Raw genomic sequence first — 20,443 nt, forward strand, 5'->3', positions numbered from 1 at the left:
GCGGCCGTCGCGCCGCCCTCGGCGCGTCAGTCGCGCGTCATCTGGATGTCCTTCACGACGATATCGCCGTCGATGACGACCGCCTCGTCGTCGAGGAACAACGAACAGCCGCGCATCGGGATGTCGAGATGGCACGCGGTGTCGTTCGGCCCGCCCAGTTCGTTGTTCGGCCCGGTGGAGAACATGACGTTGCCGTAGAAGCTGCGCGGCTCCATGCCCATGCCGCCCTCGAAGGTGCCGGGGACGAAGTTGTGCCATTTGGCGTTCGGGTTCATGCCCCAGCCGACATGGCTCATCCCCATGCCGCGCGGGTCTTTGAAGGCCGCCATGTATTCCTTGACGATCTGCGCCTCCAGCCCGCCGCGGATGTCGGTGATCCAGCCCTTTTCGATCGTGTAGGTGATCGGCTCGCGCACCATCAGGTTCTGCGGCAACAGGATGTCGCCGGGGGCCACGACGATCTGACCGTCCACGCCGTCATCATCCCCGCCCGTGAAGACGAAGCCCGAGGGCCAGTGATCCCAGCGGCCGGGCGTGTCGGTGCAGGCGTATTCCGCGACCGTCTCGTAGGTGTTCAGCTTGTAGGTCACGTCCGTGCCATGGGGCGAGGTGATGCGCATCACCTTGGCCCGGTCCAGAATGCCGGCCGCGATCTCCACCTTCTCGCGAAGCTCGGGGTAGGGCAGCATCCGGGCCAGAAGCTCGGGCGGCTCCACCGCCGTCAGAACGCGGGTGCCGGCGGCCTGAATGGCGAATTGCTCGGGGCTGAACAGCAAGAAGATGCAGTCGATCAGCATGTCGCAATTCTTGAGCGCCTCGACGGCGTCCGGCATGGCGGCAAGGCCGGTCTGCCCCACGGCCCAAGCGGCACTGACGGGCGGGGTGGGCAGGCGCATGTGATACATGTTCGCGCCCAGACGCTGGCCCGCCGCCATGAAGGCATCGGCGTAGTCCATGCGGTCGTTGCCCTGCGTCAGCACGACCAGCTTCTCGCCGCTCCGTACGCCCGACATCTTCAGCTGATGCAGGCAGATTTCCGTAAAGCTCGTATGGTCCATGTCGTTTCCCCGTTAGGCAGTGAAGTCGATGACGGCGGCCAGGAACCCGTCGAGATCGTCCCATGGGATCATGTGGCCCGCCCCCTCGACCGTGCGGATCTCGATCCCGGCGGCGAGGTTGCGAATCTCGGCGATGTCGGCCTCCCCGATCACCGGCGCGGCGCCCGCCACCACCAGCCGCATCGGCAGCGTCAGATGCGGCAGATCGGCGTGGATGTCGTCGGTGTGGAAGCCGTCGAAGGCGGTCTTGATGGCGGTGTATTGGCAGGTGTGCAGCCATTCGGCCCGCAACCGGACCTGCTCGTCGGTCCATGTCGGGCAGAAGGCGCGCATCTCCTCGAAGGTGATGCCCTTCTGCGCCAAGCGGATGGAATCGCCGTACCAAGGCCATGCCGACGGGTAGGGGCGGCGGCCCGGCCCGGAGACCGGCGGATCGACCAGCAACAGCCCGGCAAAGGCCTCGGCATCCTTGCGCGCGGCCCGGATGGCCGTGCGCGCGCCCATCGAATGGCCCAGCACATAGGGGCGGTCCAGCGTGGCCGCGACCGCGAGGGCATCCTCGGCCATGGCGTCCAGCGAGTAATCCAGATCGCCCGCTTCGGACAGGCCCCGTCCCCGGACATCGAGGACATGCACGTCGAAGCGCGCCGCCAGACGTTCCGCAACGAAGCCCCATGTGATCGCGGGCGAGGTGATGCCGGGGATCAGCAGCAGTTGCGGGCCCGGCCCGGCATAATGGATCAGATGCTGACGGATGCCGTTGGCATGGATGTTGTAGCCCCGCATCAATACGCCCCCGACAAGAGCGCGCCGCCGCCCGGCACCCGCGTCGGCAGGTTCAGGGCATTCAGCATCTGCCATGTGGTGGCGATGGCGGCGGTCAGCACCGGCTTGCCGGTCTGTGCCTCCACCGTGGAGACGGCGGGCAGCGAGGGCATCTGCACGCAGGCCGACAGGACGATCACATCGGCCTCGGCGATGTCCATGCCGGCGACGATGCCGGGCAGGTTCATCGGATCATGGGCCGCAACTGCCAGATTGTCCTGAATCTCCAGCGCGACGTAATCGACGATCTCGAACCCTTCGGCGCGGATGTAATCGACGACCATCTCGGTCAGCGGCTTCATATAGGGGGTGACGACGGCGACTTTCTTCGCGCCCATCGCCTTCAGCCCGTCGATCAGCGCGCCCGCCGAATTGACGACCGCCCCCGCGCTGCCATTGCCCTGCACCACGCCCGTCAGGCGTTCTTGCGAGGCCCGGTGATAGCCCTTGCCCATCGCCATGATGGCGACGAGGCAGGCATAGCCCATCACATCCACCTGCGCATCCGACAGTTCCAGCGCGCAACGGTCCGAACTGGCATCCATCGTGGCCAGTTCGTCCTTGGTCACATGCTTCATCCGCATCCGCGCCGAATGGAAGGTGAACCGCTCCGCCGCGATCAACTCGCGCGCCTTCAACAGCGCCGGGATCTCCGTCTCCATCGTGATGTTGGAACTGGGGACGATCTGCCCGATTCGATAAGGTCTCATGCCGATTCCTCGTGTCCTTTTTTCCGACGTTCATTTGTTCAGTTGAACAATTATAGGAAAAAGACATCGGCGGCGGATGAAAACCCCATTATGCACAAAAAATCAGCTTGCGGAGACGCCCGCTGCCAAAAATGTAACGAGATGTTGGAGCATCGGGTCCTTTCCAAGGTCCGATACATGGCCCTCGGTCATGTCGCCGAGGCGGCCCAGATCGTTCAGCATGAACATGTAGGTGCCCACCATGAACGCCATGCGGATGCTGATCGTATCGCAGGGCAGGTGGGGCAGGACATCGGCCAGCGCATCCACATAGCGGCGGACCGAACTGTCGTAGACCTCGCGGCGCAGCCGCATCGCATGCTCTTCGGGTTCGGAATGCAGCCGTGCCTGAAGGCGCACGAAGGCCGCCCCGCCGGGGCCGCTGTATTTCATCTCCCACTGGGGAAGGAGATAGGCGTGGATGATCGCGCGGACGGTGGGTTTCACCGGGTCGGCCAGCAGCGCGTCCAGCAAGGCGTGGCGGTGGCGGGAGATGTCGCCCCCGCGGCGGCGGAACACCTCGTCGAAAAGGTCGCGCTTGGTCCCGAAGTAATAGCGGATCAACCCTTGCGCGACCCCGGCACGCTCGGCGATGTCCCGGGTGCTGGCCCCGTTATAGCCCGCCTCGGCGAAGACCAGCTCCGCTTGGTCCAGAATGCTATCGCGCAGATCGGGGGAGTTTCGCGGGCGCCCTCTGCTGCGACGCGGGGGGGCCTCGGGGGCTTCGCTCATGGGGATGTCGTTTCCGTGGTGGTTCCGTTTGACCGCAGTGTGCGCATCGCACCTACATAGGTGAAGCGCCCGTCATCGACAGGGCGGCATGTGCAGCGGCCCTTGGGGCATTGCCGTTGCCATGCATACGTTTTCCTAGAAAGCCGCGTTTGCGCTGCATGCGCAAGGACCCGAACAAGTATCTAGGTGAAAACGTCCGCGTATATCAGGCGATCTTGCGCAGCAGGGCAAGCAGCATGACCTGTTCATGCGGCTCTAGCGGGGCGAGGGTGTCCTGCGTGACGGCCTGCATCGACGGCAGGAGGTCACGCAGCAGGGCGCGGCCCGCTTCGGTGGTCGACAGCATGTGGCGGCGTTTGTCCTCGGCGTCGATATGGCTGACGATCAGACCCCGTTCCTTCAGGCGCGTCACGACGCCCTTGGTGGTCGCGGCATCCATCGTCACCAAGCGCCCAAGCGCGTTCTGCGACACCGGACCGGCCTCGGTCACGAGGCGGTAGAGGATGGAGAACTGCACCGGCGTCAGCCGCCCTTCCATCCGTTCGGCACAGATCGCCATATGCCTTTGATAGGCCTTGCGCAGAAGGAAGCCGATCTGTTCGTCCAGTCGATAGTCGGAGAAGGGAACGGAGGTCATAGGGACGGCTGCCTTTGTGATGCAAGTTTCAGTCATGCCGCGCGGTCCGTGCGGATTTCAACCCTGAACCGTGTTTCGGTGACCAATAATACGGCAGTCTGGGAAACGGATGCACCGGCCTGTCTTTTTCGTTTGTGTACATCCGATAACCGGCTACCCATTGCAGAGGGGGCAGAGCATGGGGATGCCGTGACGATCCATCTTGAGTTCGAACTGAACGGCCGAACCGTCGAGGCCGACGTGGATCGGCACCGAACGCTTCTTGATCTGTTGCGCGACGAGTTCAGGTTGAACGGCCCGAAATATGGCTGCGGCATGGCCCAATGCGGGGCTTGCACGGTGATGGTCTCGGGCAGGCCGGCACGGGCCTGCGTGCTGCGGGCGGCGCGCGTTTCGGGTGGCAGCGTCACGACGCTGGAGGGGCTTGCCGATCCTGCGACCGGCCGGTTGCACCCGGTGCAGCAGGCCTTCGTCGACGAACAGGGCGCGCAATGCGGCTATTGCCTGAACGGTATGGTGATGACGGCGGTGGCCTTTCTGCGCCGGAACCCCGATCCGACCGAGGCGGAGATCCGCACGGCGCTGCGCGACAATCTGTGCCGGTGCGGCACGCATCGCGAGATCATGGCGTCCGTCGCCCGTGCGGCCGTTCTGATGGCGGGGCGGCGCGATGTCTGAAGGGGGCCTGATCTCGGTCTATGACGATGTGCCGGATGGGCGGATCCGTTTCCTGCACCTGGATGCCGAAGGCGTGGCGACGGGCTTCAACGGCCATGTCGATCTTGGCACCGGCATCGAAACGGCCCTTGCGCAGATCGTGGCCGAGGAACTGGATCTGCCGCTGAGCCATGTGCGCATCGTGTTGGGCGATACCGCGCGCACGCCCGATCAGGGCCCGACCATCGCATCCGAAACGATCCAGATCGCCGCCGTTCCCCTGCGCCAAGCGGCGGCGCAGATGCGGCTGTTCCTCCTTGGCCTTGCCTCGAAGGCATTGAACGCGCCCGTGACCGCGTTGCGGATCGAGGAGGGGTGCATCCTCTCCGATCGCGGGGTGAAGAGCTTTGCCGAATTGGTGGCGGGCCGGGACGTTTCGATGCGTCTCGATCCGGAGGTTCCGGTCAAGGACCCTGCCGCGTACCGCATCGTGGGCCAGCCCGTGGGGCGCCGCGATCTGCCGCAGAAGGTGAGGGGGGAGTTCACCTATATCCAAGATCTGCGGCTGGACGGCATGCTGCACGGCCATGTCGTGCGCCCGCCCTATGCGGGGCGCGACAGCGGCGATTTCGTGGGGCGCAGCCTGATCGCCGTGGACGAGGCATCCGTCTCTGGCATGGCGGGGCTCGTCGCGATCGTGCGCGAGGGGGATTTCCTTGGCGTCGTGGCCGAAACCGCGCCGCAGGCCCGCGCCATCGCCGAGGCCTTGATCGTTCATTGGCGCATCCCGCCGCCCTTGCCGGACATGGGCGATCTGAAGAACACGTTGAAGGCCCAGCCCTCCACCCCGCGTCTGCTGGATGAAAGCGGTGATTTCGGCAGGGGCCTCGATGAGGCCGACATCCGCCTGACCCGCACCTATCTCTGGCCCTATCACGAGCATGGGTCGATCGGACCATCCTGCGCGGTGGCCGATTGGAACGGCGGGATGCCGGTGGTCTGGAGCGGGACGCAAAACCCGCACATGCTGCGCGGCGATCTGGCGGTTCTGACTGGGCTTGCCGCCGACCGGATCGAGGTGCGCCGCCTGCAGGCCGCGGGCTGCTATGGCCGCAACTGCGCCGATGACGTGTGTGGGGATGCGCTGCTGTTGTCGCAGGCGGTCGGGCGCCCGGTGCGCGTGCAACTGACCCGCGCCCAAGAGCATCTGTGGGAGCCGAAGGGCGCGGCACAGCTGATGGAGGTGTCGGGCGGCACGCGCGGCGGCGATCTGCATGCCTATGCCATCGACAGTTGGTACCCCTCCAATCGCGGACCGAATCTGTCGCTGCTGCTCACGGGGCGGATCACGCCGGAACCGCGCCCATCCGACATGGGCGACCGGACAATCATCCCGCCCTACCGCATTCCCCACAAGCGCGTGACGGTACACGACATGGCCCCGGTGGTGCGGGCGGCGTGGATGCGCGGTGTCTCCGCTCTGCCCAACACCTTCGCCCATGAAAGCTTCGTGGACGAACTGGCCTATGAGGCGGGCGAGGATCCCGTGGAATTCCGCGTGCGGCATCTGGATGACCCGCGCGAGGCCGATCTCGTTCGCCGCACCGCCGAGGCCGGTGGCTGGACGCCCCGCAGCGGTCCGCTCCGCCGGCGCGAGGGGCGCATGGCCTATGGTCAGGGATTCGCCTTCGCCACCTATATCCACGGCCCGTTTCCGGGAAAGGCCGCCGCCTCGGCGGCATGGGTGTGCGATGTCGCCGTGGATACCGAAACCGGCGAGGTGACGCTGACCCGCGTGTTCGTCGGTCAGGATCAGGGGCTGGTCATCAATCCCGACGGCGTGCGCGCCCAGATCCATGGCAACGTCATCCAGACCGCCAGCCGGACACTGCGCGAGGAGGTCAGCTTCGACGCGATCACCCCCTTGCTCAAGAGCTGGGCCGCCTATCCGATCCAGACCTTCGACGAAACCCCGCGCATCGAAACGATGCTGATCGAGCGTCCGGACATGCCCGCCCTCGGCGTCGGCGAAAGCGCCGCCGTACCGGCCGCCGCCGCCATCGCCAATGCGATCTTCGATGCGACCGGCGTTCGGCTGCGCGAGGCCCCGTTCACGCCCGAAAAGCTTAGGGCGGCGCTGGGTGTCCCCGTGCAGGGGCCGCCGAAGAAAGCGCGGATGCGGATGGGCGCGCTGGCCGCGATCGGCGGGGCGCTGACATTCGGCGCGATCGCGATGCCGCTGCATTCCGCGATTTCGCCGCAACGCGCCCCCGCCGCCGCCAGCTTTTCGGACGAGGTGCTGGAGCGGGGCCGTCAGGTGTTCGCCATGGGCGATTGCGCCGTTTGCCACACGGCCGAAGGGGGGCAGCCGAATGCCGGGGGCCGCGGAATGGAGACGCCCTTCGGCACCGTCTATACGACGAACCTTACGCCGGACATCGACACCGGCTTGGGCGATTGGTCGTTTTCCGCGTTCGACCGCGCGATGCGTCATGGCATCAGCCGCGACGGCACCAATCTCTATCCGGCTTTCCCGTATACCGATTTCGCCAAGATCGACGGCGAGGATATGTTCGCGCTCTATGCCTATCTGCAGACATTGCCGCCCGTTCGCGCCGAGGTTCCGAAGGCGGCGATGGTGGCCCCGGTCAACCTGCGCCCGGTGAATGCGGCGTGGAATGCGATGTTCCACGTTCCCGAGCCGTTGATCGCCGACGCGGCGCAGACGGCCGAGTGGAATCGCGGGCGCTATCTGGTGGAGGGGGCGGGTCATTGCGGTGCCTGCCACACGCCCCGCAATCTGCTTGGCGCGGAAAAAGGCGGTGAGGCTGCCCATTCCGGCGCGATGGTCGATGGATGGTGGGCGCCGGCGCTGGCCGGAACGGCGGCTGGATCGCGCGGCTGGGACGCCGATTCCTACTACACCTATCTGCGGACGGGGCACATGGCCGGCGTGGCCAGCGCCTCCGGCCCGATGGCCGAGGTCGTGCACAGCCTGCAGGGCGTCCCGGATGCGGATGTGAAGGCGATCTCCGTCTATCTGGCGTCGCTCGTAACCCCCGCGGAGGTGCCGACGATGGCGGAGGGGGCGGTGATGCCATCCGCCGCCTCGGCCATCTTCCGGTCGGCCTGCGCCAGTTGTCACGAGCCGGGTCTGGAAGGTGCGTTGACCGCCGCGCAGGTGCCGCTCTCCATGTCCGCCGCGATCCGCGCCCCGAGCGCGGAGGGATTGCGAACCGTCATCCGCGACGGGATCGCCCCGCCGTTGGATCTGCCCCTGCGCGATATGCCGGCCTTCGCCGACGAATTGAGCGCGGCGCAAATCGAGGACCTGACGAGCTATCTGCGGGCGCGCTATGCCCCGGATCTTCCGAATTGGAACTGAGGAGGCCCGTGCGGGGGGCTTCGCATCACGAAAAACGCATGACGCGGGAAAAACCATTTCCAAAAACTTGTTTGTGTAATAACAAATAATGGCAAGCAGAACATGGAGGCTGACGTGACCACGACAGAGCAAGTCGACATCGCAGTGATCGGCGGTGGCCTTGGAGGCGCAGCAGCGGCGGCGCTGCTTATTCAGGCAGGATTTTCTGTCGATATCTTCGAGCAAGCCCCGAACTTCGTGCGTCTGGGGGCGGGGATCCATATCGGCCCGAACGTGATGAAGGTGTTCCGCGAACTGGGGATGGAGGATCGCCTTGCATCCATCGGGGCGCATCCGGACTTCTGGTTCTCCCGCGATGGGCGCACGGGGGAGTATCTGTCGCGGATCGAGCTGGGCGATTTCGCCAAACGCGAATATGGCGCGCCCTACATCACCATCCACCGCGGCGATCTGCATGCCGAGCAGATCGCGGCCCTGCCGCCGAAGCGGCTGCATTTCGACCACCGCCTGATCGATCTGCAAGAGCGCGAGGACGACGTTCTGCTGTCCTTCGCCAACGGCAAGACGGTGGCCGCAAAGCTGGTCATCGGCGCGGACGGCATCGGCTCCATGATCCGGGAAAAGCTGCTCGGCGCCGAAAAGCCGCGCTTCTCCGGCTGGGTCGGGCATCGCGCGCTGGTGGACATGGACAAGCTGCGCGCCACGGGGCTCGACTATGAGCTTTGCGTCAAATGGTGGTGGGAGCATTCGCGCCACATCATGGCCTATGCCACCAAGACCAATGGCAGCGAATATTACTACGTCACCGGCGTTCCGGTGGACGGGTGGGAGCATGAGAGCAGCTTCGTCGACAGCTCCCGCGAGGAGATGGAAGCGATCTTCGGCGACAACGCCCATCCCATCGTGCGCGGCCTGATCGATTCCACGACCGAAGTTACCAAATGGCCCTTCTGGAACCGCGATCCCCTGAGCATCTGGAGCCATGGGCGCCTGTGCCTTCTGGGCGACGCCTGCCATCCGATGCGCCCGCATATGGCTCAAGGCGCCTGCATGGCCATCGAGGACGCGGCCGTGCTGACGCGCAGCCTGACCCTTTCCGGGATGGACAACTACAAGGCAGCGTTCGAGATCTATGAGAAGGCGCGCCATGAGCGCGCAACGAAGGTGCAGACGATCTCCAACGCCAATACATGGCTGAAGCATCACGAAGATCCGGCATGGGTCTATGCCTATGACCCGATGACGGTCCAGATCGCCTGAGAGGCGCATCCAAGACAAGGCCCGCCCGGGGTGTTTCCCGGGCGGGCCTTCAGCTTTTACCCGCGTAGGCGCGGAGGTCCGATCGTCGGATGCCTCAGTTCCGCGGCGCGCCGAACAGCGGCAGGGTGCGGATCGCCCAAGCGCCGGGGCCGAGGATCACGAGGACCACCTGCATCGCGATCCAGAAGACCGGGAATTCGTACCCGCCATGCAGCGCCCAAAGGCCGTTCGGGATCCAGATTTCCAGTGCCGGGATCAGGATGACCAGCAGCAGCAGCGAGAGCGTACGGACATAGAGGCCCAGCAGCATTCCGATCACGGCCACGACTTCGAGCGTGATGTCGCCCCAAGCGAACCACGACGGATAACCGAGGCGGACGAACAGGGCCTCGGTCGCGGGCATGCCGGTGTAGAAGACCTTATAGCCCCAATGCACGGCCCAATAGACGGCCAGCACCATGCGCATCGCAAAAACGCCATAGGGTGTCCACCCTTGGGCATTCTCGAAGGCGTTCAGGAATTTCATGATTTCCTCCTTAAATGAATGTCGATGCGCCAGATCGCAGCATGGGCGCATATCCGCCTAGGCACTCGACCCGTTGGGCGGGCGGGTCAAGGCAGGGATCGGCTCGTTTTTGCCAGATCACGATTTGTTTATATTGGGGTATCTTGCGGAAAATGCTTTGCGTTCCATCGTTTGCGGCATTTTGGCGGTTAACGCCCACTCCTCGCGGCTGCGGCCGATTGTCCCGTCGCACCGTTTTGCCGGGGGTGGCAGCCGCGGATCGGTGTGATGATTACCCATAAGCGGGAGGCGCGGATCTTGGTCCATACCGTGCTGCGCGGAAAAGTCGTCTCGCGTTTTGCAGGAAAAGCAATGACCTCACGTCACTATCACGCGGATGTGTTGACCTGCGGGTGGGCTCCTCGGTAGGGCATCCCGGTCTTTAAAGGTACCGGTTGATGCTACAAAAACTATTCCGTCGTCAGACAACCCCGGCCACGCCGGCCGCGCTCGTGGTGCTCGGCTCCAGCAGTTCCGAGACGTTCGACTACATCTTCGGCGACAACGAACAGTATTTCCCCTATTGGGCCGGCGGGTGGAGCGCGCGGGGCCTGCGCAAGCCCGAGCACGAGGCCTATCTCAACACGATCATGGCGGATGTGCCGCGCGACGCCAATATCCTTCTGAACTTCGGCTGCGCCGACATCGCCTTCACCGCCCGGCACATGGCGGCGCGCAAAGGGGTCTATGATTTCGCCCGCATCCTCGATGAGGCGGCCGAGGGCATCGCGACCTGCCGCCGCGTCCTGAACCGCATGGGGTTTCGCAATGTGCATGCGGTCTTCGTCTCGCCGATGATCCCGCTGCCGCAGACCTATTGGGACCGGCTGGACCCGATCCGGCAATTGCCGAACCGCATGATGGGCCGGATGTATTACGACCTGTTCCAGCGCGTGGCGGCGATGATGCCGACCATCGACGCCTTCGACGACCTGGCGAATGTGGAGGATGGGTCTTACCTTCTGAAACCGCGCTTCAAGAAGCAGCGGCAGGATCACCACGCCGATTATGTGAAGATCCAGCATATCGTCTATCGCCGCCTGACGGCCATTCCGCGCATGCTGCCGCCGAGGCCCCAGCCCTTCGCCCGCGAATATCCCCATGCCCGCGCCCCGATCAAGGAGTTGATCGCCGCCGGAACCACCCGGCCACGGACCTGCCGCTGACGGTCATGCCCGATCTGCCCCGCAAACGGGCAGATCGGGGCCATGTCGTTGGTTCTCCCCAGCAAAATGATCACGGCGGAACGCATTTTGTTGACAGCTTCGCGATCCGCGCGGCACCTTGCACCCACATTCATCGAAGGGATTGCTTGATGCAGACATCGCTTATCGCAGGTGCCGTGGTTCTCGGCCTTGCACTGCCCGCCATGGCGCAGGACGGTCCGGCCCCGGACGATCTGATGAACGCCACGGTCTGGATGGAAACCTCCGTCGAATACAAGGCGACGGTGCTGCAGCTGTTCAAGCAGGCGCAGACGCAACTCGACGCGGCGCTGGCCGACCCGGAATGGAGCGCGGTGCCTGACAAGCAGCCGGACAACTACGCCGATCTGCCCGTGGCCATCGTGACCGACCTCGACGAGACGATGCTCGACAACGGCAATTACGAGGCGTCGCTGATCGCCCGCGGTACGAGCTACAACTCGGCCGAATGGACGGACTACGTGAACAGCAAGACCTCGAGCGCCGTCTATGGCGCGCTCGATTTCCTGAAATACGCCGACAGCAAGGGCGTGAAGATCTTCTACGTCTCCAACCGCAAGGCCCCCGAGGTCGAAGGTTCGCGCGAGAACATGGAAGCGCTGGGCTTCCCGATGGGCGGCAATGTCGACACGCTGCTGTTCCGCGGCGTGCAGGAAGACTGGGGTTCGGCCAAGGAAAACCGCATCGCCTATGTCGCCAAGGATTACCGCGTGGTGATGCTGATGGGCGACAACCTCGGCGATTTCAGCGATGCCGCGTCGGGCACGCTGGCCGAACGCGATGCCTTCCTCGAAAGCTCGAAGGATCATTGGGGTCATGACTGGATCATGTTCCCGAACCCCGAATACGGCTCGTGGGAAGAGGCGGCCTTCGGTGGCGATTGGTCCAAATCCCCCGAAGAGCGCCGCGCGGCGAAGATCGACGCGCTGGAGCCGTGGGAACCCTCGGCCGAGTGATCGGAAAGGCCCCCCGCGTGGGGGCCTTTTTTCAGCACCGTTGATCTTTTCCCGCCGCGCGGGCAGGCTCGCGCCATGCCTTTGGGGCAGGGGAGATGAACGATGCTGGACATATTGGTGTTTCTCGGTTCGGTCCGGGACAGCACGCCGCCAAAGCCCGCGCGGCTGGGGCATCGCGTGGCCCTCGCCTGCCAGAAGCGGCTGGAGGAGAAGGGGCTGACGCCCAGCCTCGTCGATCCTCTGGACCATCATCACCCGCCGCCCTTCAAGCCGCATTTCGCCTATGCCAGCGGCCGCGCGCCGCAGGATCTTGAGGATCTGGCGGGCCGGATCGAACGGGCGGACGCATTCGTCATGGTCAGCCCCGAATACAATCACGGGATGAGCCCGGCCCTTGCGGACCTGCTCAATCATTTCGGCGCGTCGCTGTTCGCGTGGAAACCCTCGGCCATCGTCACCTATTCGGCGGGGCAATGGGGCGGCGCGCGCGCGGCCATGGCGATGCGGCCGTTCCTGTCGGAACTCGGCTGTCTTCCGGTGTCGGCGATGGTGCATGTGCCCCATGCGCAGGATGTCTGGGATGCCGAAGGCGCGCATGTCGATCCCGCAGCGGCGGATCGCTGGAACGGCTATCTCGATCGTAGCCTCGATCAACTGATCTGGTGGGCGGAGGCGGCGCAGGCCCGGCGCGCCGACCCCTCGGCCGAACGGACCCCGGCCTTCCGCGCCCGCCCGCAGGACCGCGACGCGCCCTAAGGGCGCGCCGGTTCCGCCCATGACCATCCGTCTGCGCCCGCATCATCTGCTGTGCCTTCTGACCTATGTCGGAAAGGGCTATTCGGCGGCCTTCGTGGCCAATTACGACCGCATCGCCGCCCGGCTCTCGGCGGGCGAGGATGTCGTGGTGACGGATGGGCCAGACGACATCTGCGCCCCCCTTCTGGACGGGGCGGAGCCGCATTGCTGGCGCGCCAGCGTGATCGAACGCGACCGGCACGCCGCGCGCGAGGTGGGGGCGCTTCTGGGGCGGACCATCGCCCCCGGCGCGCGCATCGCCCTGACGCCGGCGCGGCTGGCCGCGCTGCGCGGGCGCTTTGCCGAAGGCGGCATTCGCGCGGCTTGCGGCAGTTGCCCATGGTCCGACCTCTGCACCGCCGTTGCGCAGGGCGGTTATGACGGGGCACGGGTGGTTTCTGGCCGATGATCTTCGAACATCGTTGATACAGTCTGAATACATCTAGTATCGTCGTGCGGCAAATCACACGATCGGAACGGCAGATGGCAGACACCACCGCGGCAGAGCCCACCGCGCGCAAGCGCGGCGCAGGGCCTCAATATGTCTATGACACGCTCCGCGACGAAATCCTCGATCTGGTCCTGCAACCCGGCAGCCCGATCGAAGAGACGCAGATCTCCGAGCGTCTGAAGGTGTCGCGCACGCCGATCCGCGAGGCGCTGGTGCGGCTTGCGGGCGAGGGGCTGGTCGCCACGCTTCCCAACCGCTCCACCATCGTGTCGCATATCGATTTTCTTCAGATGCAGAGCTTCTTCGACGCGATCACCCTCATGTACCGCGTCACGACGCGCCGCGCGGGCGAGCTGCACCAGCCCGCCGATCTGGAGATCATCCGCGCCCGGCAGGACGATTTCGCGGCGGCGGTGGCCGAACAGAACGCGCGGCGCATGATTGCGACGAACCGCGATTTCCACTCCGCCATCGCCGATGCGGGGCGCAATCCCTATTACAGCGGGATGTTCGCACGGCTCTTGGATGACGGGCGGCGGCTGCTGCGGCTCTATTACCTGTCCTATCAGGATCAGTTGCCCGTCCAGTATGTGACCGAGCACGAGGACATCATCGCCGCCATCGCCGCCCGCGACGTGGAGGAGTGCGACCGGCTTGCCACCGCCCATGCCGCGCAGATCGTGGCCCAAGTGCAAAAGCTGCTGACGGGGGAAAAGCGGTCGGACATTCCGCTCTGATCTCCTGCCAGATTTTCTGTGCACAAATAAAATACAAGACGTATAGTGATCGGGAGGGGTCCGAATCGCTGCGGGCCCGACGCACCCTGCTTTGTGGAGATGATGATGAAAGCGGCAATTTTCTCGGGCTGCATTCCGGCGCTGATGACGCCCTGCAAGCCCGACCGGACCCCCGATTTCGACGCGCTGGTGCGCAAGGCGCAGGCGTTGATCGCCGCCGGCATGTCGGCGGTGGTCTATTGCGGCTCCATGGGGGACTGGCCGCTTCTGACGGATGCCGAACGGATGGAGGGGGTGGAGCGTCTGGTCGCGGCCGGTGTTCCCGTCATCGTCGGCACCGGCGCGGTGAACACCAAGCTGGCCGTGGCCCATGCCGCCCATGCCGCCAAGGTGGGCGCGCAGGGCCTGATGGTGATCCCGCGCGTTCTGTCGCGCGGCCCGTCGCCCGTGGCGCAGCGCAATCATTTCAAGGCGATCCTCGCCGCCGCGCCGGAGCTTCCGGCCGTCATCTACAACAGCCCCTATTATGGCTTCCAGACGCGGGCCGATCTGTTCTTTGCACTGCGCGCCGAGCATCCGAACCTCGTCGGCTTCAAGGAGTTCGGCGGCGAGGATGACATGCGCTATGCCGCCGAGTTCATCACCAGCGCGGACGAGGATGTCTCGCTCATGATCGGGGTGGATACCTGCGTGGTGCATGGTTTCGTCAATTGCGGGGCCACGGGGGCGATCACCGGCATCGGCTGCGTTCTGCCGCGCGAGGTGCTGCATCTGGGCGCGCTCAGCGTGGCCGCGGCGCAGGGTGATGTCACCGCCCGCCGCCATGCGCTGGAACTGGAGGCGGCGCTGGCGGTGCTGTCCTCCTTCGACGAAGGGCCGGACCTCGTTCTCTATTTCAAGCATATGATGGTGCTGAAGGGGGATGCGGAATACGCGCTGCACTTCAACGAGGACGACGCCCTGACGCCCAGCCAGAAGGGCTTCGTGGAGGCGCAGCTCGCGCTCTTCGATCGCTGGTATGCCGATTGGAGCGCGAAGATCGCCGCCTGAGATACCGGCCCCGGTTGCCCGAAGCCGATGCGCTTATACCGCGTCCAAGCCCTGCGCCGCCAGCCGCGCCAGAAGCGCGCGCTCGGCGGCGCTGAGGCTGACACCCTCGCGCAGCGACCGCGCGCGCGCCGCGAACCGCCGCTGCGAGGGCAGGCGGGCCCCCTGATCCAAGATCGCCTCGAACAGGATCTCGGCCCGCTGCAGCGGATCGTGGCCGCGCTTGCGGGCGAAATGCTCGGGATCGAAGGCGATGACGATCTCTCCGTGATGCGGCGACAGGGCGGTCGTGCCGAGATAATCCAGCGCCTCGGGGCTCGTCAGATCGCCGATCATCACCCCGGCCAGAAGTTCGATCATCGTGACGATGGCCGATCCCTTGTGCCCGCCGAAGGGCAGCATCGCCCCATCGAGCGCGGCGGCCGGATCGGTGGTGGGCCGCCCTTCGGCATCGACGGCCCAGCCTTCGGGCAGGGGGGTGCCGGCTTGGCGGTGCAGCTCGATCTCCCCCCGCGCGGCGACCGAGGTCGCGAAATCGAAGACATAGGGCGGCTCGTCCCGGCGCGGCCATGCGAAGGCCAGCGGGTTGGTTCCCAGAAGCGCCCGGTTGCCCCCCGTGGGCGCGACGGTGGCATAGCTCGGGCACATCGCCAGCGCCGCAAGGCCCCGGTCCGCCAGCGCCTCCACCTCGGGCCAGAGGGCGGAGAAATGGGTGCAGCCGTTGATCGCCATCACCGCAACGCCATGCGTGCGGGTGCGCGCCTCCAGCGCGGGCAGGCCAAGATCGAAGGCGGCGGGGGCAAAGGCGCCCGCCGCATCCACATGCACCACCGGCCCGTCGCCCGCATCCACCTGCGGCACCGCCCGCCCATCGACCTTTCCGGCCTTCACCGTGCGCAGGCACCCTTCGATCCGGTAGATGCCATGGGACTTGCAGGCGTCGCGTTCACCCGCCACGATGACCGCAGCCACCGTACGCGCCTGATGCGCGCTGAGCCCGGCCGTTTCGAAAATGCCGGTCACCAGCGCATCCAGATCCGGAATGGAGATCGTGTCGGTCATCGCACCGCCCCTGTCGTGTATTTTGTGGATACAAGTCGTATCCAAAGCCCTTCGCGGCGGCAAGGGCGCTGCGGACATCCCTGTGCGCACTTGTATACGACTTGTATTTCGTCATTGCTTTATGCGGACGCTCCCCCGATAGTGAACCAAGAATCGATCGGAAAAAAGATCGACGGTCAGCATCCACAGGGAGACGGATAGATGAAAACCTCTACGCTTGCCTTCACGTTCCTCGCGGCCTCGGGCCTTGCCTTGCCCGCCGCAGCCGACGCGCTCGATGACATCATCTCTTCGGGGGAGCTGCGCTGCGCCGTCGTGCTCGATTTCCCCCCCATGGGTTCGCGCGACGAAAACAACAACCCGATCGGCTTCGATGTCGATTACTGCAACGATCTGGCCGCTGCGCTGGGCGTCGAGGCCGAAATCGTCGAAACCCCGTTCCCCGAGCGTATTCCGGCCCTGATGTCGGGCCGCGTCGATGTGGGCGTCGCCTCCACCTCGGACACGCTGGAACGCGCCAAGACGGTCGGGATGAGCATTCCCTACTTCGCCTTCGAAATGGCCGTCACGGCGCGCGACGGCTCGGGCGTGACCTCGTTCGATACGATGAAGGGCAAGACCGTCGGCGCCACCGCCGGCACCTATGAGGCGATCGCCCTGCAGGAGCAGGTGGATGCATGGGGCGAGGGCAGCTTCCGCCCGTATCAGACGCAGGCCGACGTGTTCCTCGCGCTCGCCCAAGGGCAGATCGACGCCACCGTCTCCACCTCCACCGTGGCGCAGGCCAATGTCAAAAGCGGCAATTTCGAAGGCATCTCGGTCGTCGGCATGGCCCCGTTCGACACCGATTACGTCTCGCTCTTCGCCATGCGCGAGGAATACGGCCTGATCAACTATCTCAACCTCTTCATCAACCAGCAGGTCCGCACCGGCCGTTATGCCGAACTCTATGAGAAATGGGTCGGCGGCGAGGTTCCCGATCTGACCGTGGGCAGCGTCTACCGCTGATCCCGACGTTGCGGTGGCCCCCGGCCACCGCCTTTCCCGGCCCGTGAGAGATCATGTTCAACTACAGTTTCCGCTGGAATCAGGCATTGCAGGCCCTGCCGCAGATGCTGGAAGGGGCGCTGGTCACGCTGCAGATCGCCATCCTGTCGATGGCGATCGGTATCGTCATCGCGATCGTGCTGACGCTGTTTCGCCTGTCGGGCAGCAAGGCGCTGTCGGCGCTGGCGCAGACATGGGTGGAGGTGGCGCGCAACACGCCCGCGCTGTTCCAGATCTACATGGCGCATTTCGGCCTCGGTGCCTTCGGCATCCATCTCAGCCCCTATGCGTCGCTGCTTCTGGGCATCACCTTCAACAATGCCGGCTATCTGGCGGAAAACTTCCGCGGGGCGCTGAAGGCGATCCCCGAAACGCAGATCCGCGCCGGGCGCTCGCTCGGGATGCCGCAATTGCAGGCCTTCCGGCTGATCGTCATGCCGCAGATGCTGCGCATCGCCTTCCTGCCCGCGACCAACCAGATGATCTGGGCCATCCTGATGACCTCGCTCGGGGTGACGGTGGGGATGAACACCGACCTTGCGGGCGTCACGCAGGATCTGAACGCGCGGTCCTTCCGCACCTTCGAATTCTTCGCACTGGCCGCCGTGATCTACTACGTCATCGCCAAGGTCGTCATGCTGGCCGCGCGCGGCATCGCATGGCGCATGTTCCGGTACTGAGAGGTGGATATGTTCGATACGGCTCTCTCATGGAACGACATGATGTTCCTCGCCAAGGGGGCGGGGATGACGCTGATGGTCACGGCGGTGTCGGTGTTCGCCGGTACGATCCTCGGGGTGATCTGCGGCATCGTCCGGGTGCAGGCCGGGCCGATCTGGTCGGCGCCGCTGGCCTTCGTGCTCGACATCTTCCGCTCGGTCCCGCTGCTGATCCAACTGGTGCTCGGCAATGCGATGCAGGCGATCGCGCGGCTCGGCTGGGATCCCTTCACCACCTCCTGCGTGGTCCTCTCGCTCTATACTGCCGCCTATTGCACCGAGATCGTGCGCGGCGGGATCGAGGCGGTTCCGGCCCCGACACGGCGGGCCGCCCGCTCGCTCGGGATGACGTGGTGGCACGACATGCGCTATATCGTGGCGCCGCTGGCCACGCGGGTCTCGCTGCCCGCTTGGATCGGGCTGACGCTGGGCGTGATGAAGGATTCGGCGCTGGTGCTCTGGCTCGGCCTGATCGAGTTGCTGCGCGCCTCGCAGATCCTCGTGACGCGCCTGCAGGAACCGCTGTTCATCCTGATCGTCTGCGGCGCCATCTATTTTCTTCTCAGCTTCCCGATAGCGCGCCTTGGCGGTTATCTCGAAAAACGGTGGTCTCCCCATGATTGAGATTCAGAACGTCCGCAAATCCTTCGGCCCGCTGGAGGTGCTGAAGGGCATCGACCTGACGGTGGCCAAGGGCGAGGTGCTGACTGTCATCGGCGGATCGGGGTCGGGCAAGTCCACGCTCTTGACCTGCATCAACGGGCTGGAGCCGATCGATTCCGGCCGCATCCTGATCGACGGCACCGAGGTGCATGCCAAGGGCACCGACCTGAACCGCCTGCGCCGCAAGGTCGGGATCGTGTTCCAGTCGTGGAACGCCTTTCCGCATCTGACGGTGCTGCAGAACGTCATGCTGGCCCCGCAAAAGGTGCTGGGCATCCCCGAGGCCGAGGCCGAGGCGATCGCCGTGAAGCAGTTGAGCCATGTCGGCCTTGGCGAAAAGCTGAACGTCTATCCCAGCCGCCTGTCGGGCGGGCAGCAGCAGCGCATGGCGATCGCCCGCGCGCTGGCCATGTCGCCCGATTACATGCTGTTCGACGAGGTGACCTCGGCGCTCGATCCGCAACTGGTGGGCGAGGTGCTGGATACGCTGCGGATGCTCGCCTCCGAGGGGATGACGATGATCTGCGTCACCCATGAGATGAAGTTCGCGCGTGAGGTGTCCGACCGCGTGGCCTTCTTCCACAAGGGCGTGATGCTGGAGATCGCAGAGCCGACCGAGTTCTTCGGCGCACCCCGCGCGCCTGAGCTTCAGGCCTTCTTGGCGTCCACCCACTAGGATGCGGATCATCGTGATCGGCGCCGGCGTCGTCGGCCTGTCGGCAGCCCTTGCGCTGCAGGCGGAGGGCCATGACGTCACCGTTCTGGACCGCGAGGGGCCGGCGGCGGGCGCGTCGGCGGGCAATGCCGGGGCGTTTGCCTTTTCGGACATCCTGCCGCTCGCCTCGCCCGGCATTCTGCGCAAGGCGCCGCGCTGGTTGATGGACCCGCTCGGCCCGCTGTCGATCCCGCCGGCCTATGCCCCCCGCATCGCGCCGTGGATGTTCCGCTTCTGGCGGGCCTGCGCGCCGGGGCGGGTCGCGGCCTCCACCGCCGCGCAGACCGCGCTGATGGATCTGTCGAAGGCCGAACTCGAACCGTTCCTGCAGCGCAGCGGCACCGCCCCCATGCTGCGCCGCGACGGCAATCTGCAACTCTACGAAACCGAGGCCGAGTTCCGCGCCGCGAAGCCCGGCTGGGATCTGCGCGCGAACCACGGCATCCCCTTCCGCCACATGACCGCCGAAGAGATGGCCGAGCTGCAGCCCGGCCTTTCGCCGCGTTTCATCCGGGGCACCTTCACGCCCGATTGGTATTCCATCGCCGATCCGCGCCTCTATACGCTGGCGCTGGCCGAACGGCTGGTATCGCAGGGCGGGCGCATCCGGCGGGCCGACATCGCCGCGCTTCAGATCGGCGCGCGCATCGGTGTGGACGGGCAGATGGCCGACCGCGTGGTGATCGCGGCGGGCGCCCATTCGCGCCGTCTGGCGGCCCTCGCCGGCGACCGTGTCCCGCTGGAGACGGAGCGCGGCTACAACACCACCCTGCCGCCGGATGCGGTGGATCTGCGCTGTCAACTGACTTTCGGCGGCCATGGCTTCGTCATCTCGCGGCTCTCGACCGGGATCCGTGTCGGCGGCGCGGTGGAATTGGGCGGGCTGGACCGCGCGCCCGATTTCCGCCGGTCCGATGCGATGCTGGCCAAGGCCGCCCGCTTCCTGCCCGCGCTGCGGACCGATGGCGGCACCCGCTGGATGGGGTTCCGCCCGTCGCTGCCCGACAGCCTGCCGGTGATCGGGCGGGCGCGGGCCTCGGGGCAGGTGCTCTATGCCTTCGGGCACGGCCATCTGGGGCTGACGCAATCGGCCGGAACGGCGCGGCTGATCGCCGATCTCGTGGCCGGGCGCACGCCCGCGATCGATCCGACCCCCTTCTCCGCACAAAGGTTCTGAC

General features: G+C 65.6%; 21 protein-coding genes. 14 read left to right on the forward strand and 7 right to left on the reverse strand.

Annotated elements, in window-relative coordinates; genetic code table 11:
* Positions 1–26 precede the first annotated feature (26 nt).
* The 5 genes from GR316_RS11030 to GR316_RS11050 form a co-directional block, all read right to left on the reverse strand.
* Positions 27–1,058 (reverse strand): M29 family metallopeptidase, encoded by a 1,032-nt coding sequence (locus tag GR316_RS11030; RefSeq protein ID WP_211783959.1) that lies wholly within the window; start codon positions 1,056–1,058, stop codon positions 27–29.
* Between the two features lie 12 nt (positions 1,059–1,070).
* Positions 1,071–1,844, reverse strand: a complete 774-nt coding sequence (locus GR316_RS11035) for an alpha/beta fold hydrolase (protein WP_249218772.1) — start codon at positions 1,842–1,844, stop codon at positions 1,071–1,073.
* Complete coding sequence (locus tag GR316_RS11040) at positions 1,844–2,593, reverse strand: maleate cis-trans isomerase family protein (RefSeq protein ID WP_461782247.1); 750 nt, start codon at positions 2,591–2,593, stop codon at positions 1,844–1,846. The genes GR316_RS11035 and GR316_RS11040 overlap by 1 nt, the downstream gene beginning before the upstream one ends.
* 102 nt (positions 2,594–2,695) lie before the next feature.
* Positions 2,696–3,364 carry a TetR/AcrR family transcriptional regulator gene (locus tag GR316_RS11045; RefSeq protein WP_211783961.1) on the reverse strand — a complete coding sequence of 223 codons (669 nt, stop codon included), beginning with the start codon at positions 3,362–3,364 and terminating at the stop codon, positions 2,696–2,698.
* 205 nt (positions 3,365–3,569) lie between these two features.
* Positions 3,570–4,001, reverse strand: coding sequence for a MarR family winged helix-turn-helix transcriptional regulator (locus GR316_RS11050; RefSeq protein WP_211783962.1), 432 nt, complete (start codon positions 3,999–4,001; stop codon positions 3,570–3,572).
* A gap of 189 nt (positions 4,002–4,190) precedes the next feature.
* Here GR316_RS11050 and GR316_RS13815 point away from each other — a divergent pair, with 189 nt between their 5' ends.
* The 3 genes from GR316_RS13815 to GR316_RS11065 all read left to right on the forward strand — a co-directional run bounded on the left by GR316_RS13815 (position 4,191) and on the right by GR316_RS11065 (position 9,303).
* Positions 4,191–4,679, forward strand: a complete 489-nt coding sequence (locus GR316_RS13815; protein WP_313796561.1) for a (2Fe-2S)-binding protein — start codon at positions 4,191–4,193, stop codon at positions 4,677–4,679.
* Complete coding sequence (locus tag GR316_RS11060) at positions 4,672–8,043, forward strand: molybdopterin cofactor-binding domain-containing protein (protein WP_211783964.1); 3,372 nt, start codon at positions 4,672–4,674, stop codon at positions 8,041–8,043. Before GR316_RS13815 ends, GR316_RS11060 begins: the two co-directional genes overlap by 8 nt.
* Before the next feature lie 114 nt (positions 8,044–8,157).
* Positions 8,158–9,303, forward strand: coding sequence for an FAD-dependent monooxygenase (locus GR316_RS11065; protein WP_305798377.1), 1,146 nt, complete (start codon positions 8,158–8,160; stop codon positions 9,301–9,303).
* Between the two features lie 94 nt (positions 9,304–9,397).
* Here the strand turns inward: GR316_RS11065 and GR316_RS11070 are convergent, their stop codons facing one another.
* Positions 9,398–9,829, reverse strand: coding sequence for a DoxX family protein (locus tag GR316_RS11070; protein WP_211783966.1), 432 nt, complete (start codon positions 9,827–9,829; stop codon positions 9,398–9,400).
* 437 nt (positions 9,830–10,266) lie between these two features.
* Between GR316_RS11070 and GR316_RS11075 the strand changes: the two genes are divergently transcribed.
* The 6 genes from GR316_RS11075 (at position 10,267) to GR316_RS11100 (ending at position 15,062) form a co-directional block, all read left to right on the forward strand.
* Positions 10,267–11,034, forward strand: coding sequence for a hypothetical protein (locus GR316_RS11075; RefSeq protein WP_211783967.1), 768 nt, complete (start codon positions 10,267–10,269; stop codon positions 11,032–11,034).
* A gap of 149 nt (positions 11,035–11,183) precedes the next feature.
* On the forward strand, positions 11,184–12,029 hold the full coding sequence (locus GR316_RS11080; protein WP_211783968.1) for a 5'-nucleotidase, lipoprotein e(P4) family: 846 nt from the start codon (positions 11,184–11,186) through the stop codon (positions 12,027–12,029).
* Between the two features lie 102 nt (positions 12,030–12,131).
* Complete coding sequence (locus GR316_RS11085; RefSeq protein ID WP_211783969.1) at positions 12,132–12,785, forward strand: NADPH-dependent FMN reductase; 654 nt, start codon at positions 12,132–12,134, stop codon at positions 12,783–12,785.
* A 19-nt stretch (positions 12,786–12,804) separates the two neighbouring features.
* Positions 12,805–13,233, forward strand: coding sequence for a DUF1284 domain-containing protein (locus GR316_RS11090; RefSeq protein WP_211783970.1), 429 nt, complete (start codon positions 12,805–12,807; stop codon positions 13,231–13,233).
* A 74-nt stretch (positions 13,234–13,307) separates the two neighbouring features.
* Complete coding sequence (locus tag GR316_RS11095) at positions 13,308–14,012, forward strand: GntR family transcriptional regulator (RefSeq protein ID WP_211783971.1); 705 nt, start codon at positions 13,308–13,310, stop codon at positions 14,010–14,012.
* 105 nt (positions 14,013–14,117) lie between these two features.
* Entirely contained in the window at positions 14,118–15,062 is a 945-nt protein-coding gene (locus GR316_RS11100) for a dihydrodipicolinate synthase family protein (RefSeq protein WP_211783972.1), read from the forward strand.
* A gap of 33 nt (positions 15,063–15,095) precedes the next feature.
* Here GR316_RS11100 and GR316_RS11105 read toward each other — a convergent pair whose 3' ends face one another.
* Positions 15,096–16,121 (reverse strand): Ldh family oxidoreductase, encoded by a 1,026-nt coding sequence (locus tag GR316_RS11105; protein WP_211783973.1) that lies wholly within the window; start codon positions 16,119–16,121, stop codon positions 15,096–15,098.
* 201 nt (positions 16,122–16,322) lie between these two features.
* Here GR316_RS11105 and GR316_RS11110 point away from each other — a divergent pair, with 201 nt between their 5' ends.
* From GR316_RS11110 to GR316_RS11130, 5 genes are read left to right on the forward strand one after another with little or no spacing between them, the layout of a single operon-like run.
* Positions 16,323–17,129 carry an ABC transporter substrate-binding protein gene (locus GR316_RS11110; RefSeq protein WP_211783974.1) on the forward strand — a complete coding sequence of 269 codons (807 nt, stop codon included), beginning with the start codon at positions 16,323–16,325 and terminating at the stop codon, positions 17,127–17,129.
* Between the two features lie 53 nt (positions 17,130–17,182).
* Positions 17,183–17,848, forward strand: a complete 666-nt coding sequence (locus GR316_RS11115; RefSeq protein ID WP_211783975.1) for an amino acid ABC transporter permease — start codon at positions 17,183–17,185, stop codon at positions 17,846–17,848.
* Positions 17,849–17,857: 9 nt separating this feature from the next.
* Complete coding sequence (locus GR316_RS11120; RefSeq protein ID WP_211783976.1) at positions 17,858–18,511, forward strand: amino acid ABC transporter permease; 654 nt, start codon at positions 17,858–17,860, stop codon at positions 18,509–18,511.
* Complete coding sequence (locus tag GR316_RS11125; RefSeq protein ID WP_211783977.1) at positions 18,504–19,226, forward strand: amino acid ABC transporter ATP-binding protein; 723 nt, start codon at positions 18,504–18,506, stop codon at positions 19,224–19,226. The genes GR316_RS11120 and GR316_RS11125 overlap by 8 nt, the downstream gene beginning before the upstream one ends.
* A gap of 1 nt (position 19,227) precedes the next feature.
* Positions 19,228–20,442 (forward strand): NAD(P)/FAD-dependent oxidoreductase, encoded by a 1,215-nt coding sequence (locus GR316_RS11130; RefSeq protein WP_211783978.1) that lies wholly within the window; start codon positions 19,228–19,230, stop codon positions 20,440–20,442.
* The last annotated feature ends 1 nt before the right edge of the window (position 20,443 follow it).

The organism is Falsirhodobacter algicola, assembly GCF_018279165.1.
GTDB lineage: Bacteria > Pseudomonadota > Alphaproteobacteria > Rhodobacterales > Rhodobacteraceae > Falsirhodobacter > Falsirhodobacter algicola.

Bases quoted from the DNA above. Each gene is read 5' to 3' on its own strand.
- GR316_RS11030 (WP_211783959.1), bottom strand. From the start codon at position 1,058: ATGGACCATACGAGCTTTACGGAAATCTGCCTGCATCAGCTGAAGATG.
- GR316_RS11035 (WP_249218772.1), bottom strand. From the start codon at position 1,844: ATGCGGGGCTACAACATCCATGCCAACGGCATCCGTCAGCATCTGATC.
- GR316_RS11040 (WP_461782247.1), bottom strand. From the start codon at position 2,593: ATGAGACCTTATCGAATCGGGCAGATCGTCCCCAGTTCCAACATCACG.
- GR316_RS11045 (WP_211783961.1), bottom strand. From the start codon at position 3,364: ATGAGCGAAGCCCCCGAGGCCCCCCCGCGTCGCAGCAGAGGGCGCCCG.
- GR316_RS11050 (WP_211783962.1), bottom strand. From the start codon at position 4,001: ATGACCTCCGTTCCCTTCTCCGACTATCGACTGGACGAACAGATCGGC.
- GR316_RS11060 (WP_211783964.1), top strand. From the start codon at position 4,672: ATGTCTGAAGGGGGCCTGATCTCGGTCTATGACGATGTGCCGGATGGG.
- GR316_RS11070 (WP_211783966.1), bottom strand. From the start codon at position 9,829: ATGAAATTCCTGAACGCCTTCGAGAATGCCCAAGGGTGGACACCCTAT.
- GR316_RS11075 (WP_211783967.1), top strand. From the start codon at position 10,267: ATGCTACAAAAACTATTCCGTCGTCAGACAACCCCGGCCACGCCGGCC.
- GR316_RS11080 (WP_211783968.1), top strand. From the start codon at position 11,184: ATGCAGACATCGCTTATCGCAGGTGCCGTGGTTCTCGGCCTTGCACTG.
- GR316_RS11085 (WP_211783969.1), top strand. From the start codon at position 12,132: ATGCTGGACATATTGGTGTTTCTCGGTTCGGTCCGGGACAGCACGCCG.
- GR316_RS11090 (WP_211783970.1), top strand. From the start codon at position 12,805: ATGACCATCCGTCTGCGCCCGCATCATCTGCTGTGCCTTCTGACCTAT.
- GR316_RS11095 (WP_211783971.1), top strand. From the start codon at position 13,308: ATGGCAGACACCACCGCGGCAGAGCCCACCGCGCGCAAGCGCGGCGCA.
- GR316_RS11100 (WP_211783972.1), top strand. From the start codon at position 14,118: ATGAAAGCGGCAATTTTCTCGGGCTGCATTCCGGCGCTGATGACGCCC.
- GR316_RS11105 (WP_211783973.1), bottom strand. From the start codon at position 16,121: ATGACCGACACGATCTCCATTCCGGATCTGGATGCGCTGGTGACCGGC.
- GR316_RS11110 (WP_211783974.1), top strand. From the start codon at position 16,323: ATGAAAACCTCTACGCTTGCCTTCACGTTCCTCGCGGCCTCGGGCCTT.
- GR316_RS11115 (WP_211783975.1), top strand. From the start codon at position 17,183: ATGTTCAACTACAGTTTCCGCTGGAATCAGGCATTGCAGGCCCTGCCG.
- GR316_RS11120 (WP_211783976.1), top strand. From the start codon at position 17,858: ATGTTCGATACGGCTCTCTCATGGAACGACATGATGTTCCTCGCCAAG.
- GR316_RS11125 (WP_211783977.1), top strand. From the start codon at position 18,504: ATGATTGAGATTCAGAACGTCCGCAAATCCTTCGGCCCGCTGGAGGTG.
- GR316_RS11130 (WP_211783978.1), top strand. From the start codon at position 19,228: ATGCGGATCATCGTGATCGGCGCCGGCGTCGTCGGCCTGTCGGCAGCC.